This is a genomic window from Janthinobacterium sp. GW458P (assembly GCF_002127585.1).
In the GTDB taxonomy this organism is placed as follows: domain Bacteria; phylum Pseudomonadota; class Gammaproteobacteria; order Burkholderiales; family Burkholderiaceae_D; genus Janthinobacterium.
Genome location: NZ_NEGZ01000021.1, coordinates 1 through 17,039 on the forward strand (window position 1 = coordinate 1; position 17,039 = coordinate 17,039).

Consider the following 17,039-nt stretch of genomic DNA (forward strand, 5'->3'; position numbering starts at 1 on the left):
CAGCGGCGGGACGGTTGCCAGGGGCTGCCGCCGGTGCCGCAGCCGGCACGCCGTCGGCGCCGCCTATGCCGGGCCGAAAGGCCAGCATGCGCAGCAAGGTCATGGTAAAGCCCGCGTATTCGTCGGGCGCCAGGCCCAGCTCATTGCGGCCATGCACGGCGATCTGGTAAAACAGCTGCACTTCTTCCGCGTCGAACGCGCCAGCCAGGCGCACGATGTCCGCGTATTCGGGCAAATCCTGCGGCAAGGCGGCCGGCACGGTTTGCGCCAGCGCAATGCGGTGCAGCAAGGTGCCCAGATCCTGCAGGGCGCCGTTGTACGACAGGCTGCGCGAGGCCATTTCGTCGGCCACGGCCAGCAAATCCGCGCCATCCTGCTGCGCCAGCGCGTCGAGCAGGCGCACCAGGTACGACTGGTCGAGCGCGCCCAGCATGCCTTGCACGGCATCGAGCGTCACTGCGCCGGCCGCGTAGGCGATGGCCTGGTCCGTCAGCGACAGCGCATCGCGCATGGAACCGTGGGCGCCCTGGGCCAGCAGGCGCAAGGCCGGCTGTTCGAAGGCGATGCCTTCCTGCCCCAGGATATTGTCCAGGTGGCTGATGATGTGGCCGGGCGGCATCTGCTTGAGGTTGAACTGCAGGCAGCGCGACAGCACGGTCACGGGTATCTTTTGCGGGTCCGTCGTGGCCAGGATGAACTTGACGTGCTCGGGCGGCTCTTCCAGGGTTTTCAGCATGGAATTGAACGCGTGGTTCGTCAGCATGTGCACCTCATCGATCATATAGACCTTGAAGCGGGCATTGCTTGGCGCATACACGGCTTGTTCCAGCAGCTGCGCCATTTCATCGACGCCGCGGTTCGACGCCGCGTCCATCTCTATATAGTCGACAAAGCGTCCCGCATCGATTGCCGTGCACGCTTCGCACTGGCCGCACGGCTGGGCCGTGATGCCGCCCGTGCCGTCGGGACCGATGCAATTGAGCGACTTGGCCAGGATGCGCGACAGGGTCGTCTTGCCGACGCCGCGCGTGCCCGTGAACAGGTAGGCATGATGCAATCGGCCGCTGTGCAAGGCATGCGTGAGCGCGCGCACGACGTGCTCCTGGCCGACGAGCGTCTCGAAATTCTTGGGGCGGTATTTACGGGCGAGGACTTGATAGGACATGCTGAGATTTTACCATGCGATTTTGCGGGTGATCCTGCGCGGCGGGCGCAAGCCTCATGGCCGGGCCAGGCAAACCTGGCAAACGCGGCAAAGCAGCAATTGTATAACATGGCCAGCTGGAAATATGGAAAACACGGCAAGCCCGGCAATGCTGCGGGATCGCAGAAAAATGGGGCCGCAAAAGCAAAAAAGCTGCCCATGGCAGCTTGATTGTTGATCCTGATTAAAACTTTCCCGAAGGAGGCGAGCCTGATCTGCGGCACTCATGGTTAATAGCCGTGGCTGCTTCGTTCCCGACCTGACCAGGTTAGCCATGCCACGATGCGCAGGGGCCCGCCGGGGACAATTATAACCGGTCTGCAGGGAATGGGGAAGTTGGCGCGCAAACCGCCCCGCCCCGCAGGCAACTAACTGATACCTTACAAGCCCAGCTCCTGCCAGATGCCATCCACTTTCGCCTTCACTTCCGGCGTCATGGCGATCGTCGTGCCCCACTCGCGCGTCGTTTCGCCCGGCCATTTATTCGTCGCGTCGATGCCCATCTTGCTGCCCAGGCCGCTGACGGGCGAGGCGAAGTCCAGGTAGTCGATGGGCGTGTTGTCGACCAGGGTGGTGTCACGGATGGGGTCGACCCGCGTCGTGATGGCCCAGATGACTTCCTTCCAGTCGCGGATGTTCACGTCTTCGTCGACGACGACGATGAACTTGGTATACATGAACTGGCGCAAAAAGCTCCACACGCCGAACATCACGCGCTTGGCGTGGCCCGCGTACTGTTTCTTGATCTGCACCACGGCCATGCGGTAGCTGCAGCCTTCGGGCGGCAGATAGAAGTCCGTGATTTCGCTGAACTGCTTTTGCAGCAGCGGCACGAACACTTCGTTCAGGGCCAGGCCCAGCACGGCCGGCTCGTCCGGCGGCTTGCCCGTGTACGTGGAGTGATAGATCGGGTCGCGGCGCATGGTGATGCGGTCGATCGTAAACACGGGAAAACTGTCCTGCTCATTATAGTAGCCCGTGTGGTCGCCATACGGCCCTTCCAGCGCATGTTCATAGCCGCTCGGATGATTTTCATCGGGGTAGATATGGCCTTCGAGCACGATTTCGGCCGAGGCGGGCACGCGCAGCTCGCTGCCGATGGCTTTTACCAGCTCCGTGCGGCTGCCGCGCAGCAGGCCGGCGAACTGGTATTCGGACAGGCTGTCCGGCACCGGCGTGACGGCCCCTAATATAGTAGCGGGATCGGCGCCGAGGGCCACGGCGATCGGATACGGCTTGCCCTTGCTTTGAATGGCATGCTCGCGGAAGTCCAGCGCCCCGCCCCGGTGCGCCAGCCAGCGCATGATGACCTTGTTGCGTCCCAGCACCTGCTGGCGGTAGATGCCGAGGTTTTGCCGCTTCTTGTTCGGGCCCTTGGTAATCACCAGGCCCCAGGTGATCAGGGGGGCGACGTCGCCGGGCCAGCAATGCTGGATGGGCAGGCGCGCCAGGTCGACGTCATTGCCTTCCCAGACGATTTCCTGGCACTTGGCGCCGCGCAGCTCCTTCGGCGACATATCCCACACGGATTTCACCAAGGAACCCAGGCCCAGCAAATCCTTGAAGTCCTTCGGCGGCTCCGGCTCCTTCAGGCGCGCCAGCACATGGCCGATCTTGCGCAGCTCGCTGACGTCTTCCGCCCCCATGCCCAGCGCCACGCGGCGCGTGGTGCCGAACAGGTTGCCCAGCACCGGCATCTTGTGTCCCGTCGGATTGTTGAACAGCAAGGCCGGTCCGCCCGCGCGCAAGGTGCGGTCGCACACTTCCGTCATCTCCAAAATCGGTGAAATGGGGGTCGAAATGGGCTTAAGTTCACCCATTTGTTGCAGTTGAGAAATAAAATCTCGCAAATCTGAATATTTCATGTGTTTTTAATTTTTTTTGACGTCGGACGCCGTTGCTGAAGGATCTATGCCAAGTAATTGATTTTATTGGCTTTTGGCACAATGCAAGACAAAAAGTAAGACATAAAAGTAATAAAGAAACGATTCGTTAGTATTGACTTGATATAAAACGGCTTCTACAATTCGCCCAACTTGAAAGAGCACGCCGGCCCAGAGCTTGATTTTAGCGTTTCTCTTTCATTCACGGAGTCGGGGCTCCACATGACATTTTAAGGAGTGTTTTCAAAAGGCGTCTGCCTTACCCCCGGTAAAAGTTGTATTGCGACTGATCCAATACCAGCATGGGACCGATCAGCTCAGGCAAGCAATGACGGCGTTTCTCGCACGCATCCATACGCGGCGGAAACGATGATATTTCTGATGCACGGCATTGGCAGTACCCACAACACCGCGAGACCGCGGAGGGGCTGCCTGTTGACGCGACATTTCGGGGAACTCTATGACTCATCGTAGCACTGAAGCAGCATTGCCTGCTTCAACCGTGGCTGGCCAGCCAGCGTTGGCGCGTTTGCGCGCCCGCGCACAAGCCATCTCGGCGCGTGGCGTATTGACCACGGCACAACACACACTGACAGTCTTCGGCATTTCCGCCCTGGCGCTGATCGCCCTGCTGATGTTCCGCCCCGACCTGGGCAAGCAACTGACGCACAGCCTGTTCCCGCTGCCGATGGCAGAGGCGCAAGCCGTTGAGGCGCCGGCCCTGTCGGCACTGATGGAAGCGCCTGCATCCGTGCAAACGGCCGCCGCCAGCGACGCACCGCTGACCAAGGAAGAAAAAGCCTTGCTGGGCACGCAAAAGCAGCAGCAATGGGTCACCAACTGGCTCTCCAAGCGCTACCGCGTGGCCAACGACGCCACCAATATGCTCGTTTCGACGGCTTACCTGACGGCCCGTGAAATCAAGCTGGACCCGCTGCTGATCCTGGCCGTGATGGCCATCGAATCGGGCTTGAACCCGTTCGCGGAAAGCCCGGTCGGCGCACAAGGCTTGATGCAGGTCATGTCGAAAGTACACCATGAGCGCTTCCAGGAAATGGGCGGCGTGCAAGCGGCGCTGAATCCGGTGGCCAACATCCGCGTCGGCTCCCTGATCCTGAAAGACTACGTCACGCGCGGCGGTTCCGTCGAAGCGGGCTTGAAAACCTATGTGGGCGCCGCCAACTTCGCCACCGACTCGGGCTACGGCTCGCGCGTGCTGGCCGAATACCGCCGCCTGAAGCAGGTGTCGGCCGGCCAGCGCGTGCCGACCACGACGCCGGTGATGGCATCGAACACGCCGGCGCCAGCCAAGGCGCCTGCGGCGGAAAGCGGCATCACCATCAAAGTGCTGCCCCACAACGAGATCGCCGGCCTGTGACCCTTTAAAAGCCCTCACAGGGGCATCCAAAAAGCAGCACCCAAAGGAAAAGCCACCGCACGCAAGTGCCGGTGGCTTTTTTGTTGCCCTGCGGCAGCAGCCGCAGGAACTCCGCTATATATTACTTGCGCTTGTTGGCGCCCACTTCTTCCTCGCGGAATTTCACTGCCAGCTTGTCGAGTACGCCGTTCACATACTTGTGGCCGTCGATGCCGCCAAACGACTTGGCCAGCTCGACCGCTTCGTTGATGACGACGCGGTAGGGGATTTCCACGTTGTTCTTCAGCTCGAAGGCGCCGATCAGCAGGATGCCGTGTTCGATGGGCGACAGTTCCGCGATATTGCGGTCGATCAAGGATGCCATGCTGTCGCGCAGCGCCAGCGAGTCCTTGATGGCGCCGTACAGCAGCACCGTGAAATGATCGCCATCGGCCTTGTCGAAGCCGTGGGCCGCGCGAATATTGTTCACGACGGTGGTCGCATCCTCATTGTTCAGCAGCCACTGGTACAAGCCCTGCAGCGCGAACTCGCGCGCGCGGTGACGCGGCGTGCGGTTTTTGCTGGGGTTGGCGAGCAAATTTTTCTCAGTCATGATTGTTACCTGTTCTTAAGTACGTGTTCACTACAAATTCCGGCGAGACAGCACGGCGCGCTTTTCAACGCGCCGCAGCCAACCGCGTGTCAGAACGTTCGAGAAAATGCTCAGAGCAAGGCGCGAGCCCGAAGACAGTACGAATGTACGGCGAGGGCTTGCAACGCAGCTATGGGCGTTTTATCGGACGCTCACTACACGGCTAGTCCTCCTCGGATTCTTGCAACTCTTCCAGCGCTTGCGCCAGATTAGCCATTTCCACTGCCACGCGTGCCGCTTCCGCCCCCTTGACCAGCATGCGCACTTCCGCCTGCTCGTCGTTTTCCGTCGTCAACACTGCGTTGGCGATGGGGATGCCGTAATCGAGACCGACGCGCGTGATGCCCGCGCCCGATTCGTTCGATACCAGCTCGAAGTGGTAGGTTTCACCGCGAATCACGGCGCCCAGTGCGATCAGGGCGTCGAATTGCTCGGTTTCCGCCATTTTTTGCAGAATCAGTGGGATTTCCAGGGCGCCCGGCACGGTCACGTGCAGGATATCTTCATCGGCCACGCCCAGCTTGCTCAACTCTTCCAGGCATGCCGACAGCAAGCCACCGCCGACGATTTCATTGAATCGTGCCTGGACGATACCGACGCGCAAACCTTCGCCGGCAAAATTGGTTTCATAGGTTCCTACGGTCATCATATGCCTCTTTAATCTGGTGGTTCAGGACGACATGCACATGCCGCCATCATTAACTCTTACATTGACGCCTGACAAAATCGTAGCGGGCGGCAAATCGCGACGCGCAGTAGATTTGGTCAGGCGTCCTGGCCTGGATGGCACTGAAAACCCGTCACTTCCAGGTCGAAACCGACCATCGACGGCATCTTGCGGGGGCTGGCCAGCAATTGCATCTTGCTCACGCCCAGGTCGCGCAGGATTTGCGCGCCGATACCGTAGCTGCGCAGGTCCATGCTGGCGGCGCGGCCTTTCGGCTTGGCTTGCGGCGTGTCAAGCGCGGCGAACTGGGCAAACAGCTCGCTCGACGTTTCGCCGCAGTTCAGCAAGACCATCACACCCCGCTCGGCCTGTTTGATGGCGGCCATCGAGGCGGCCACCGTCCACGAGTGGGTGGTCGCCTCGCTTTCCAGCACGTCCAGCAGGGAAACGGGCTGGTGCACGCGCACCAGCGCTTCCAGGCCGGGCGCCAGGTCGCCATGCACGAGGGCCAGATGGGCCGACGCGCTGGGCTTGTCGCGGAAGGCGATCAGGCGGAATTCGCCGTGCGCCGTGTGCAGGGTGCGCTCCGCAACGCGCTCGACCAGGGACTCCGTCTGGCTGCGGTAATGGATCAGGTCGGCAATCGTGCCGATTTTCAGGCCGTGCTGCTCGGCAAACACCAGCAAGTCCGGCAGGCGCGCCATGGTGCCGTCGTCCTTCATGATTTCGCAAATCACGGACGCGGGCGTCAGGCCGGCCATGGCCGTCAGGTCGCAACCGGCTTCCGTATGGCCTGCGCGCATCAGCACGCCGCCCTTTTGCGCTTTCAGCGGGAAGATATGGCCAGGCTGGACGATATCGCTGGGCTGCGTGCCCTTGGCCACGGCCACCTGGATGGTCTTGGCGCGGTCGGCGGCGGAAATGCCCGTCGTCACGCCTTCGGCCGCTTCGATGGACACGGTAAAGTTGGTGCCATAGGCGGTGCCATTACGCGACGTCATCATCGACAGGTTCAGCTCGTCGCAACGTTCTTCCGTCAGGGTCAGGCAGACCAGGCCACGCGCATGCGTGATCATGAAATTGATGGCTTCCGGCGTCACGAAATCGGCGGCAAGCACCAGATCGCCTTCATTTTCCCGGTCTTCTTCATCGACCAGTATCACCATGCGGCCGGCGCGCAATTCAGCGACGATCTCTTCGGTGCTGGATATAGACATTATTCATCCTCGTAGGACGCCTGCCAAAACCTGCCGCGCGTCGGCACAGGCAAACTGCGATGCTCACCGTACCTTCGTACGGCTGCGCTTCTCAGCCACCTCTCCCTTGCGCTCGCGACGGTTTTGCCAGACGTTGTTAGTGAAACTAAAAACTGAAACAACATCAAGTGCGAATATCCTCAGATTTCCGGGAATTTTCTTATAACCTGCTATTTTAAAGGATTTAGCGCTTGCAGGCCTGAAATAAGACAGCTTCGCGGCACGGATGCCGCAGCTTGTCCCGCAAAGCACCCATTCCCTGATCCAGCGCACACGGCGGCGGCGAGACGCGCGCCGCCGGCCTTGCAAAGAGCATAAGATTATCGGGTCAGCACATGGATTTATCCCTTCGCGCCCCGCGGCTGGCGCCGCAGCCGGCGCTTTCGTATGTTTCGCATCATCCCGACACAGGAGCGGCAATATGAAAACCAATGGATCGGCCATCTGGTCAGGCGGCATCAAGGACGGCAAGGGCGCCATCAGCACGCGCAGCGGCGCCTTGCACGAATATCCCTACGGCTTTGCCAGCCGCTTCGAAGGCAAGCCCGGCACCAATCCCGAGGAACTGATCGGCGCCGCCCACGCGGGCTGCTTCACCATGGCCCTGTCGCTGATCCTCGGCGAAGCGGGCCTGACGGCGGAAAAGATGGAGACGACGGCCGAAGTCACGCTCGATAAAGTGGACGACGGCTTTGCCATCACGGCCGTCCACCTGATCCTGAAAGCAAAGATACCGGGCGCCGGCCAGGCAAAATTCGAGGAATTGACGGCCAAGGCCAAGGCCGGCTGCCCCGTGTCGAAGTTACTTAAAGCCAACATTACCCTGGACGCCACCCTGCTGCCCTAGATTTTATCCACGGGCTTGACCGGTTCCACGGGGGCGACGGGCGCCACCAGCGGCAACCTTGAGTCGCTGGCCGGCAATGGCCGGTGCATCAGGCCGGGATTCAGGGCCGCATTGTTCAGGTTGTAGGCGGCGATGGCGGCCGCCACGGACGGGTCTTGCGACGAGGGGGGCGGCACGGCCATGCCCGCATGTTGTGCGGCCAGCGCTTGCGCCTGCGCATTTTGCAGGTCCAGCTGCTCCTGCGCCGTCGCCAGGCCCGCATCGGCTTGCCCCTGTGCCGCGCGCGCCAGCGACTGGGCCCGCTCGCCGGCCGCCTGGGCCGCCATGTGCGCGTCGCTGGCGGCCAGCTGGCCCCGCACCGCATCGTCCGCCGCCGCTTGCGCCTGCTGTTGCAAGCCCTGCTGCTGCACTTGCCCCTGGCGCAACTCGTCCACGCGTGCCGCTTCCTGCTGCTGCGCCTGCTGATCGGAATTGATGCGTTCGCTGCCCAGGCGTTCGGCGTCAAGGCGCTGGGCATCCACGCGCTGGCTGTCCGTGCGCTGTGCCTGCAGCAAATCCTGCTGGTCGGCGGCGGTGGCCTGGGCCTGCGGCCGCAGTTCCTGCAAGTCCAGGTTCAGCTCTTCCGCTTCCAGCTGCTGCTGCAGTTCCAGTTGTCGCTGTGCAATAGCGGCCGTTTGCGGCGGCGTCCCGCCGGCGGCCTGCGGCTGCGCGGCGCTGGATGGGGCTGCCGTGCCCGTCAAATCCGCGTCGACGGCAGCGGCCACCGGCGCCCCCTGCCGCTGGGCCAGCACGGCGCCCACTTGCGCCAGCACGTCCGTTCCCTGTCGCATGGCATCCAGGGTGGCATGGCTGTCGGCCGCATACGCGGCCTGCAAAGTTGCTGAATTGACATCCGCATTGCGCAGGTCGATGCCGATGCGGGCCAGGCCCGCCTGCGTGAGCAGGCTGCCGTCCTGCGCCAGCGCGGCGGCCGCATCGGTCGTGCCGTCGCCCGACAGCAAATCGTAGCGCTGCGCCAGGCTGCCCGGCGCGTCGCCGGCCGTCGCCAGCTGGCTGGCGTCGATGCCGCTCGTTTGCAGCTGGGCAAACGATTCCGTCAGCTGCCGCGCCAGCGCCAGCAAGTCCTCATTGACATTGACGGGGGTAGTCGCCGCCCTGGCTTCGTCCGTGGCGCCCTGCAAGGCCAGCAATTGCCGGCGCGACAAGGCCACGCCGGAGAGGAACTGCCCTAGCGGGGAAATGTCGACCTGGGTCGAAGACAGGGCGGCGAGGGCCGCCGCTGCACCGGAAGGCACGGGCAGCGCCGACGCCGGCGGCGCCAGCGGCGCCGTTGCGCCCACGCGGGGCGTGGCCGGTATGGTATTGGGCACGGTTGCGCGCGAAATCGGGTCCATGACTGGCCTCCACTGCGGAAAGCTTCATAGTATGCGCGTCTGCAGGAAAAGCAACACACGCCTGGCCAGGCGAAGCATGTGTTGCGCTGTTCTTATATCAGGCGGCGGCCTTGTCCAGCGACAGCATGCGCTCGACATAGCGGGCGATCAAATCGATTTCCAGGTTGACCTTGCCACCGACCGTCAAATGTTTCAGGGTCGTCATGGCGATGGTGTGGGGAATCAGATTGATCGAGAAGCGGCAGCCGTCGACGGCGCCCGCGCCCAGGTCTTCCACGCGGTTGACGGTCAGCGATACGCCATTGACGACGACGGAACCCTTGAAGGCCAGGTATTTCGCCAGTTCGCGCGGCGCTTCGATCACCAGTTCCCACGATTCGCCCACGGCTTCGAACTTGCGCACGACGCCCAGGCCGTCGACGTGGCCGGACACCAGGTGGCCGCCCAGGCGCTCGGCCAGGGTCAGGGCTTTTTCCAGGTTCACTTCCGTCGGCGTATCGAGGCCCACGGTGCAATTGAGGCTTTCGCGCGAGACATCGACGGCAAAACCCGTGTCCGACTTTGCCACCACCGTCATGCAGGCGCCATTGATGGCGATGGAGTCGCCCAGGGCCACGTCGGCCAGCGGCAAGCCGCCCGCGTGGATGGTCAGGCGCACGCCTGCGTCGAGGCCGCCTTCGAGTGCTTGCACGGTTTCAATCTTGCCGATGGCGGCAACAATTCCTGTAAACATGAACTAACCCTATAAAAGTATAAAAGTATTAATTGCGCTGGGCGAATCTTGCAAGGATACGCAAATCTTCGCCCACTTGCTGAACCTGGTGAAATTGCAAGGTCCGCTGCTGTTTAATATCCGTCAATGCCGGCAAGGCAAACATCCCTTGCGCGTCGCCCAGCAAGGTGGGCGCCAGGTAGACCAGCAGCTCGTCGACGCAGCCTTCGCGGATCAGCGAGCCGTTCAGTTTGGCGCCCGCCTCGACGTGGACTTCATTGATTTGCCGGCGTCCCAGCTCCAGCATCAGCGCGGCCAGGTCGACCTTGCCTGCCGCGTTCGGCAGCAGGATGACTTCCGCGCCCAGCGCCTGCAGCTGCGCCTCTTTCTCCGGGTTGGCCACGGCCGCCACGACCCACGTGCCGCCGCCCTGCAAGATGCGCGCGTCAAGGCGGATGTCGAGCCGGCTGTCGACGACGATGCGGCGCGGCTGGCGCGGCGTTTCGACGGCGCGCACGTTCAATTGCGGGTCGTCCGCCTTGACCGTGCCGATGCCCGTCAGGATGGCGCAGGCGCGCGCGCGCCACGCGTGGCCGTCGGCGCGCGCCTGCGGTCCCGTGATCCACTGGCTCTGGCCATTGTGCAAGGCCGTCATGCCGTCCAGGCTGGCCGCCGTCTTCATGCGCACCCACGGCTTGCCGCGTTGCATGCGTGAAAAGAAACCGATATTCATTTCATATGCTTCGTCCGCCAGCACGCCCGTGGTGACGGCGATGCCGGCCGCTTCCAGCTTGGCCAGTCCCTGTCCGGCCACCAGCGGGTTCGGGTCCGTCATGGCGGCCACGACGCGCCCCAGCCCAGAGCGCACGAGCGCATCGGAACACGGTGGCGTGCGGCCATGGTGGTTACACGGCTCCAGCGTGACATAGGCGGTGGCGCCGCGCACGTCGTTGCCGCGCGCCGCCGCATTGGCCAGCGCTTGCACCTCGGCATGATCCTGCCCTGCCGCCTGTGTCACGCCCGCGCCGATCACCTGGCCATCCCGGACGATCACGCAGCCGATGCGGGGATTGGGCGAGGTCGTGTACAAACCGCGCGCCGCCCATTCCAGCGCCAGGCGCATGCCATCGATATCGTTGAGTATTTCCACGGGCTTCTTTGCTAGTGAGTGATAGATGAATCGGGTTACGAACTGTCGGCCACGCCGCTGCAATTGACCGCTTGCTGCTGCGGGTCGCACACGCGCACCCGGCCCAGCATGTTGATTTTAATATGACGCACCTGCTTTCCCAAAGCCAGCGACAAGGTTCCCCAGCGCGCCGCCAGGCTGTTGGCCGCGCTGCAACTGCGTCCTGCGCCATTGTAGGCGATATAAAACGGCGCCGTGGCCGACGAAAACGCGAACTGGGCCGTGATGCCCGCCGGCAACGGCCCCTGGCGGAACAGCAATTCGTCGCCATCGTCGAACACCAGGTTGGTATTGCTGTCGATAAACACCAGCCAGCCCGTGCGCCAGTCCGTGCCACCGTCCCCGGCCGGCATCAGCAGCACGCGCCGGCCGCGCGCCATCGCCTGCGCCCGCGTCAATTCGATGGCCGAAAACAAGTCCGTGGCCGCCGCGCGCACCTGCTGGCGCGCCAGCAGCTGCTGCAAGCTGGGCAGGGCCGCGGCCGCCAGCAGCGCGGCGATCGCCAGCACGGCCAGCAATTCCAGCAAGGTGTATCCCGCCCGGGGCGGCTGCTTGCGCGTGGCCATGGCCTAAGTAATCCTCATGAAATTATTGTGAATTTATGACGAACAGAACCGGATGCTATGCAAGGCGCCCGCTGCGACGCAGTGCGAGCACTGCTAGCAGCGGGCAACGCCGCAGAGGGCCGGTTATGGAAGTCAGAAATCACAATAATTTATTGGGGGTTACTTAGCGCCAGCAATGGCTGGCCGGGCCGCTGCTGCCGCGCCGGCCGGTGCTGCTCAAGGACAATATGCCGCAATCGGGATCATGGAACTGGCCATCGACCTTGGGCGTGCCCGGCATGGCGCGCAACAGCACGCATTGCCCTATCGTCATGCCGGGACAGGCCAGCGCCTCGATTTCATACGCGCTGCCGGCAGCCGGGCCTTCGCCCGACCACCATGGAAACTGCTGCGCCTGGGGCGCCGGCGACGCCGAGGAAAACGCCAGATAGCGGTTGTTTTGCGAGTAATAGCGCTCCTGCTGCTGCATCAGCCGCAGCAGGGATGCCTGCCCCTGCACCCGCTTGGCGCGCACGACATGGCCGTGATAAGCGGGCACGGCCAGCGCCAGCAGCAGGCCCATGATCGCCAGCGCAGCCAGCAGTTCGATCAGGCTGAAGCCCGCGATGCCGCCGCCGTTCGCTGCGGACCGTGCCCGCCTTGCCACTGCGTCCATATGCGCCCTCCTTTCAACAACGCCGGCCGAAGCGATGCGCCGGCCCTCGCCGCGAGGTTCATTCCGGCGTCCGCCTTGGGGCGGGCGACTATCGCTGCGCCGGCCTTGCCAGGATCTACTTTTTCTTGGCCGCTTCGTGCAATTCGCGCCAGTTCGCCACTTCGCGCCAGCTCAGGCGCCCCGCCGGCAGCGGCGCGCTGACGACCTTGAGCGCCGCCCCGCTGGCCGCGCCGGGCAAGCCCGGTTGCAGCACGGCCAGTTCCTTGCGCCCCTCGGCCCGCCCTGTCGCCGTGACGGCGCCCACGGTGCTGTTCAGTTCCAGCGCCAGCGGCGGCGCGCGCGCCAGTCCGTCGAACAAGCGTCCCGTCTGCTCGCCCGCCTGCACGAGGCCCGCGCCATCGGCGGCAAAGCCGCTCAGCACATCGAGCACGTACAGGCGCGTGGCGGGCCTGGCGCAGGGATCGCGCCCGGGCAGGACGGTATTGAACATCACCTTGCCGGCGGCCAGCAAGGCACTGTTGACGCTGCGCTCGCCCGTCTGCGCCGTGTCGAGGAAATCGAGATACCAGCCGCGCCCGGCGCCGCTGCCCGTGTAACGCAGCTCGGCGCCGTCGACGCGCATGCCGCCCGCCGCCTCGCCCAGGCTGCGGGCGACCAGGTCGGCGCGGCTGCGCGTGGGAGAGCCTTCCCGCAAATCATCGTGCACGGCGTAAAACGACTGCGACAGAAAAGCGGCAGGCCAGGTGTCGCCCGCTTCGACCAGCTTGCCCGTGCCGAACAGCAGCAAATAGCCGCCATCGGGGGCGTACGCCACTTTCAGCTGCTGCGTCACGGGCTGGCGCCGTCCCTGCGCATCGCGCGCGACAAAGACCAGCTTGCGCCCGTGGCCCCCCGCCCACGGCGGCCCGCCGGCCATGTCGAGACGCCAGATATTGCCCTGCATATCGCCCGCATAGATATGGGCCAGCGCGCCGTCGGCGCCCGGCACCACGGCGGGCGGCCCCGGCGCGTGGGCCACGGCGCCCGCGTCCGCCCCCGCATTTCCAGCGGCCCCGCTGTCGTGGCCGCCATCGCCGCTGGCCACGGGCACCTTGAGGCGGAAGTAATTACTCCCTGACACCCACGGCGTGCCGGGCGCCTTGTCCAGCGCCAGCAGGAAGATGGCGGCCGCCGCTGCGGGCGCCGTCGTGTCCTTGCCGTCGTCCACCTGGTTGTTGTAGCCGCTGGCGACGACGGCGAAGTCGCGGTAGGCCGCCGCCCCCTCCTTGCCGCCCATATTGATGCGGGCAAAGACGGGCGGTGCGCGCACATTGCCCATGAGCTTGTCGTCGCGGTCCGTAAATTCCCACAGCGCCCCGTCCTGCGCGAAGCGGGCCGGGGCGGTGATATCGAGCGCAAACACGCCCTGCGCCCCGCCGCCCATGCCCGACACCAGCACCGTCTTCCAGCGGCCCGCCGCCAGCACTTCCGCCGTGGCCGCCGCGCCATCGAGCAGCGGGCCGGGGCTGTAGTGAGTACTCGCAGCCGCTGCCGCCGGGTGCAGCAGCGCCCGTGGCAGATAGGCAAACAATTCGCCGCCCGTGCGCGCATCGAAGGCGTGCAGCAAGCCGTCGTTGGCGCCCACATACAGCATTTTGCGGCGCTGCAGCAGCGCCTGGCGGTGCGCGCCGTAGCCGGCGCCCGCCATGCCCAGCCCCGGCGCGCCCACGTACACGAGATTGCCGTACGGTGCCGCCCCCAGGCTGCCAGCCCGGCGCCGCAGGAAGCCGCCGGGCTGGCCCGCTTCGTGCGTGCGCTGGCCCAGCAGATACGCCAGACGCGCTTCGCCCTGCCCCGCCTGGCCATCGCCGCCGTCGAACGCGCCGCGCTGCTCCGCGTCCAGCCGGTCCCAGGCCAGCGGCATCAGGGCGCCCTGGGCGTCGAGCGTGTAGACGGGGCGCATGGGCGTGGATGCGCCATCCTGCCCGCCCGCGCGCCACCATGGTTTGCCGGGCAGCAATGCGCCATCGGCGCCCACGGCAAACGCGGTGCGCGTCAAGGTCATGCTGCCGTCGTCCAGGCGCATCTGCGTCTGGAACCAGTATGCGTCTTCCGCGCCGCCGGCCAGTGCCATCAGGGCCGGCCCGGCCAGCGTCGCCGCCTGCGTCCCCTTGTCGGCGGAAACAAAGGCCGCGCGCAGTCCCGCGATCAGGGCGGCCGGATCGCTGCCCGGCAGGTAATGGCCAGGCAGGCGGCCGTCCGCGCTCCACTCTTCCAGCGCGCCGCCCGCCAGGCTCTTGAACGGGTTGGCGTCGCCGTTCGCATCGAGAAAGCCGCCGTATTTGGCCGCCAGCAGCAAGGGCGTCGAGGCGGGCGCGCCGGCAGCGTCGCCCTGGCGCAAGTCGCCCGCATAGTGCCCGACCTTTGCCTGGCCGTCGTTCTTGCCGCCGGGACGCAGCGCCTGCACATGCGACCAGTAAGCCAGGCCCGCCGCATGGTAGCTGGCGCCGCCCGGCCCGTCGGCCAGCAGCTCCAGCGCCGCCAGGTCCGGGCGTGGCGCGGGATTGCCCTGCGCCGCGCCGCTTTCCAGGCTGCCCACCGCATGCGTCCAGGCCATCGCGTCGAACGGCGGCGGCGCAAAACCGTCCGCCGCGCGCGCCCTGTCGCCTGGAGAGGCAGGAGCCGCCGGGACATTGCCGGGCACGTAACGGTCGGCCGCCATGCCCGCATCGCCGAGGCTGACGACGATATGGCGCTGGCAGCTGGCCGTCTGCGGGTCGGACCAGGGACTCACGACCGGCAAACCCTCGTCGACGGCAGGCGGGGCCGTGGCAGGAGGCACCGCGGCGCTCGCTTGCCGCCCCTGCAGATAGCGCAGCGATTCGTACAGCAATTCGGCCAGCGGCGCGGCCCTCGCGTAGGCGCCCGGATGCCCCGCGTTGCTGCGGCCCAGGCCATTGATGTAAGCGGTCACCCCGCCGCCGGGCCCCGCGCCCTGGGCCCCGGCCGGAGATACATACACGCCGGTGGCGGGATTCCACTCGGCCGCGGGATTGTCTTGCGGCAGAAAATCGGGCGCCGCCCAGCGCTGCCTGCCCACGTGGGCCAGCGGCGCGCGCAACACGCCGCCATACACGGGGCCGGCACTGGCGGGCAGGCCGTTCAGGAGGCCAAACACGCCCACGCGCACCCGGCCGCCATGGCGCTGCACGGCCCCCACGGGCTTGTAGTTCTTGCCATACGCCAGGCACAGGTCGTCGCGCAGCGGCCCTTCTACCGCATCGCACACGCGCACGCGCGCGAGAAACACGCCGTGCGTGGCCGCAACGCCAGGCGCGTCGCAGCTGGCGCCCGATGGCTGGCTGAGGCTGGCGTCGCCGAACAGCAGGCGGTTGCGGCAGGAAACGATGGCCAGTTGCGCCAGCGCAAACGGCGTGGCCGCCGCCACGCCAGCCTGCAGGACCTTGCGTGGAAAGAAATCGGGGTGGGCAAAGAAGTCGAGCGGGCCGGCCGCGTCCGGCAGGTAGGCGCGCTGCAGCACCGTCTTGCGCACTTCGTCGATGACGCGGTCGCCGCCCGTCAGCGCATAGCGGACGATGTCGAGCATGCTGGCGCTGGCCCAGTTGAGAAAATTGCCGCTGAAACTATCGCCGCCGCAGCCGTGCAGCGCATCGGCCCGCTTCAGCACGGAGAAGTAAGCGGTCGCTACGCGCAAGTCCGGCAACAGGACGCCATCCTTGCTGCGGTACGGATAGCTGTAGCACATGCGTGCATCGAAGTAACCTGGGTACGCGCGCTGCGGCGCATAGTCGCCGCCATGCGCCGCAGCGGCCGCCGCATGCGTGAGGGACAGGTTGAGCAGCAGATTCGGCGGCACTCTGGCGCCGTGTAGGCCGGCGTCGGCACGCGCCAGTTCCACCGCGGGGACGGCGGCGGGGGCGCCACAGCACGCCATGGCAGCCAGGCCGGCCGCCAGCAACCAGGCGCGGCCGGCGCGCCGCCAGGCAGAGTACCAGGCGGAGTACAGGACGGAGGACACAGGCGTCATGGCCCCGCTCCGGCCGCCTGCTTGCGGTAATAAGTTTGCAGCACGACTTGCGTGCTGTCCTGCGCGCCAAAACCGATGGCCGTGATGCGGTAGACATAACTTGCCGTGGCCAGGCCGCCGGCCGCCTCCGCGCCGGGCGGGTGGAACGGCAGCAGTTCGATCAGGTAGCGGGGCCGGCGCGACGGCAGGAAACCCTGTCCCGTCTGCATGACGGCGCCCGTAAACTGCCCATACGGCACCGCTCGGCCGCTCCCTTCGGCGCCATCGAGGTCGGCACTTAGCCAGAGGGCCGGCCCGTCCCGGGGCGCGGGCAGGCACAGGCCCAGTGCGCCTCCCTCGCCGCAGCCGTCCGCGAACCCGGCCGCACTGCCTGGCGCGAAGAGGCTGCTGCGGCCCGGCGCGCCGGGCAAGCCTTCGATATCGTTCTGCGCATCCACCAATGCCTCCTCCGCCGCCTGAAACGCGATCTGCCGGTCGCGCTCGCCCCGCGCCGCCTTTTCGCCCTGCAAGGCCATCTGCGCCGCCGATATGCCCAGCAGCAAGATGATCACCAGCAAACACAGCACATACACGAGGGTGGCGCCACGGCGGCGCGCACGCGGCAAGCTGCAGCGCGCCATCGTGCCGCCC

The 17,039-nt window shown here is 65.4% G+C and carries 14 protein-coding genes and 1 other RNA gene; 2 read left to right on the forward strand and 13 right to left on the reverse strand.

Annotated elements, in window-relative coordinates; translation table 11 throughout:
- The 3 genes from dnaX to ubiD form a co-directional block, all read right to left on the reverse strand.
- The coding region (dnaX, locus tag CBW50_RS13545; protein WP_139842504.1) for a DNA polymerase III subunit gamma/tau at nt 1-1,165 on the reverse strand (1,165 nt) is incomplete at its 3' end.
- A 239-nt stretch (nt 1,166-1,404) separates the two neighbouring features.
- Nucleotides 1,405-1,503, reverse strand: an RNA gene (gene ffs / locus CBW50_RS13550) — signal recognition particle sRNA small type.
- Between the two features lie 81 nt (nt 1,504-1,584).
- The gene (ubiD, locus tag CBW50_RS13555) at nt 1,585-3,069 is read right to left on the reverse strand and encodes a 4-hydroxy-3-polyprenylbenzoate decarboxylase (protein WP_086146056.1); all 1,485 of its coding nucleotides are present in this window, start codon (nt 3,067-3,069) and stop codon (nt 1,585-1,587) included.
- Nucleotides 3,070-3,547: 478 nt separating this feature from the next.
- Here ubiD and CBW50_RS13560 point away from each other — a divergent pair, with 478 nt between their 5' ends.
- On the forward strand, nt 3,548-4,465 hold the full coding sequence (locus CBW50_RS13560) for a lytic transglycosylase domain-containing protein (RefSeq protein WP_172404761.1): 918 nt from the start codon (nt 3,548-3,550) through the stop codon (nt 4,463-4,465).
- 121 nt (nt 4,466-4,586) lie between these two features.
- On the opposite strand, the gene nusB is transcribed toward CBW50_RS13560, so the two are convergent.
- From nusB to ribBA, 3 genes are all read right to left on the reverse strand, one after another.
- Nucleotides 4,587-5,057 carry a transcription antitermination factor NusB gene (gene nusB / locus CBW50_RS13565; RefSeq protein WP_086146058.1) on the reverse strand — a complete coding sequence of 157 codons (471 nt, stop codon included), beginning with the start codon at nt 5,055-5,057 and terminating at the stop codon, nt 4,587-4,589.
- Between the two features lie 202 nt (nt 5,058-5,259).
- The gene (ribH, locus tag CBW50_RS13570; protein WP_070219579.1) at nt 5,260-5,742 is read right to left on the reverse strand and encodes a 6,7-dimethyl-8-ribityllumazine synthase; all 483 of its coding nucleotides are present in this window, start codon (nt 5,740-5,742) and stop codon (nt 5,260-5,262) included.
- Between the two features lie 119 nt (nt 5,743-5,861).
- Nucleotides 5,862-6,980, reverse strand: coding sequence for a bifunctional 3,4-dihydroxy-2-butanone-4-phosphate synthase/GTP cyclohydrolase II (gene ribBA, locus CBW50_RS13575; RefSeq protein ID WP_086146059.1), 1,119 nt, complete (start codon nt 6,978-6,980; stop codon nt 5,862-5,864).
- A 460-nt stretch (nt 6,981-7,440) separates the two neighbouring features.
- On the opposite strand from ribBA, the gene CBW50_RS13580 reads away from it, so the two are divergent.
- A complete protein-coding gene (locus tag CBW50_RS13580) occupies nt 7,441-7,866 on the forward strand; it encodes an OsmC family protein (protein WP_086146060.1) in 426 nt (141 codons plus the stop codon).
- Here the strand turns inward: CBW50_RS13580 and CBW50_RS13585 are convergent.
- The 7 genes from CBW50_RS13585 to CBW50_RS13615 form a co-directional block, all read right to left on the reverse strand.
- Complete coding sequence (locus CBW50_RS13585; protein WP_086146061.1) at nt 7,863-9,260, reverse strand: hypothetical protein; 1,398 nt, start codon at nt 9,258-9,260, stop codon at nt 7,863-7,865. The genes CBW50_RS13580 and CBW50_RS13585 overlap by 4 nt on opposite strands.
- Before the next feature lie 97 nt (nt 9,261-9,357).
- Nucleotides 9,358-9,993: a riboflavin synthase gene (locus CBW50_RS13590; protein WP_086146062.1), complete on the reverse strand. Its 636-nt coding sequence runs from the start codon at nt 9,991-9,993 to the stop codon at nt 9,358-9,360.
- A 28-nt stretch (nt 9,994-10,021) separates the two neighbouring features.
- Nucleotides 10,022-11,122: a bifunctional diaminohydroxyphosphoribosylaminopyrimidine deaminase/5-amino-6-(5-phosphoribosylamino)uracil reductase RibD gene (gene ribD, locus CBW50_RS13595; protein ID WP_086146063.1), complete on the reverse strand. Its 1,101-nt coding sequence runs from the start codon at nt 11,120-11,122 to the stop codon at nt 10,022-10,024.
- Nucleotides 11,123-11,157: 35 nt separating this feature from the next.
- Nucleotides 11,158-11,727 carry a GspH/FimT family protein gene (locus tag CBW50_RS13600; protein ID WP_226936202.1) on the reverse strand — a complete coding sequence of 190 codons (570 nt, stop codon included), beginning with the start codon at nt 11,725-11,727 and terminating at the stop codon, nt 11,158-11,160.
- A gap of 163 nt (nt 11,728-11,890) precedes the next feature.
- Entirely contained in the window at nt 11,891-12,382 is a 492-nt protein-coding gene (locus tag CBW50_RS13605) for a type IV pilin protein (protein ID WP_086146064.1), read from the reverse strand.
- 115 nt (nt 12,383-12,497) lie between these two features.
- The gene (locus CBW50_RS13610) at nt 12,498-16,409 is read right to left on the reverse strand and encodes a pilus assembly protein (RefSeq protein ID WP_086146065.1); all 3,912 of its coding nucleotides are present in this window, start codon (nt 16,407-16,409) and stop codon (nt 12,498-12,500) included.
- Complete coding sequence (locus CBW50_RS13615) at nt 16,406-17,029, reverse strand: PilX N-terminal domain-containing pilus assembly protein (protein WP_086146066.1); 624 nt, start codon at nt 17,027-17,029, stop codon at nt 16,406-16,408. The genes CBW50_RS13610 and CBW50_RS13615 overlap by 4 nt, the downstream gene beginning before the upstream one ends.
- Nucleotides 17,030-17,039 lie beyond the last annotated feature (10 nt).

Excerpts from the sequence above, each read along its gene's own strand:
- ubiD (WP_086146056.1), bottom strand. The coding sequence starts at position 3,069 with ATGAAATATTCAGATTTGCGAGATTTTATTTCTCAACTGCAACAAATG.
- CBW50_RS13580 (WP_086146060.1), top strand. The coding sequence starts at position 7,441 with ATGAAAACCAATGGATCGGCCATCTGGTCAGGCGGCATCAAGGACGGC.
- CBW50_RS13610 (WP_086146065.1), bottom strand. The coding sequence starts at position 16,409 with ATGACGCCTGTGTCCTCCGTCCTGTACTCCGCCTGGTACTCTGCCTGG.
- CBW50_RS13560 (WP_172404761.1), top strand. The coding sequence starts at position 3,548 with ATGACTCATCGTAGCACTGAAGCAGCATTGCCTGCTTCAACCGTGGCT.
- CBW50_RS13615 (WP_086146066.1), bottom strand. The coding sequence starts at position 17,029 with ATGGCGCGCTGCAGCTTGCCGCGTGCGCGCCGCCGTGGCGCCACCCTC.
- ribBA (WP_086146059.1), bottom strand. The coding sequence starts at position 6,980 with ATGTCTATATCCAGCACCGAAGAGATCGTCGCTGAATTGCGCGCCGGC.
- CBW50_RS13585 (WP_086146061.1), bottom strand. The coding sequence starts at position 9,260 with ATGGACCCGATTTCGCGCGCAACCGTGCCCAATACCATACCGGCCACG.
- CBW50_RS13605 (WP_086146064.1), bottom strand. The coding sequence starts at position 12,382 with ATGGACGCAGTGGCAAGGCGGGCACGGTCCGCAGCGAACGGCGGCGGC.
- CBW50_RS13590 (WP_086146062.1), bottom strand. The coding sequence starts at position 9,993 with ATGTTTACAGGAATTGTTGCCGCCATCGGCAAGATTGAAACCGTGCAA.
- nusB (WP_086146058.1), bottom strand. The coding sequence starts at position 5,057 with ATGACTGAGAAAAATTTGCTCGCCAACCCCAGCAAAAACCGCACGCCG.
- ribH (WP_070219579.1), bottom strand. The coding sequence starts at position 5,742 with ATGACCGTAGGAACCTATGAAACCAATTTTGCCGGCGAAGGTTTGCGC.
- CBW50_RS13600 (WP_226936202.1), bottom strand. The coding sequence starts at position 11,727 with ATGGCCACGCGCAAGCAGCCGCCCCGGGCGGGATACACCTTGCTGGAA.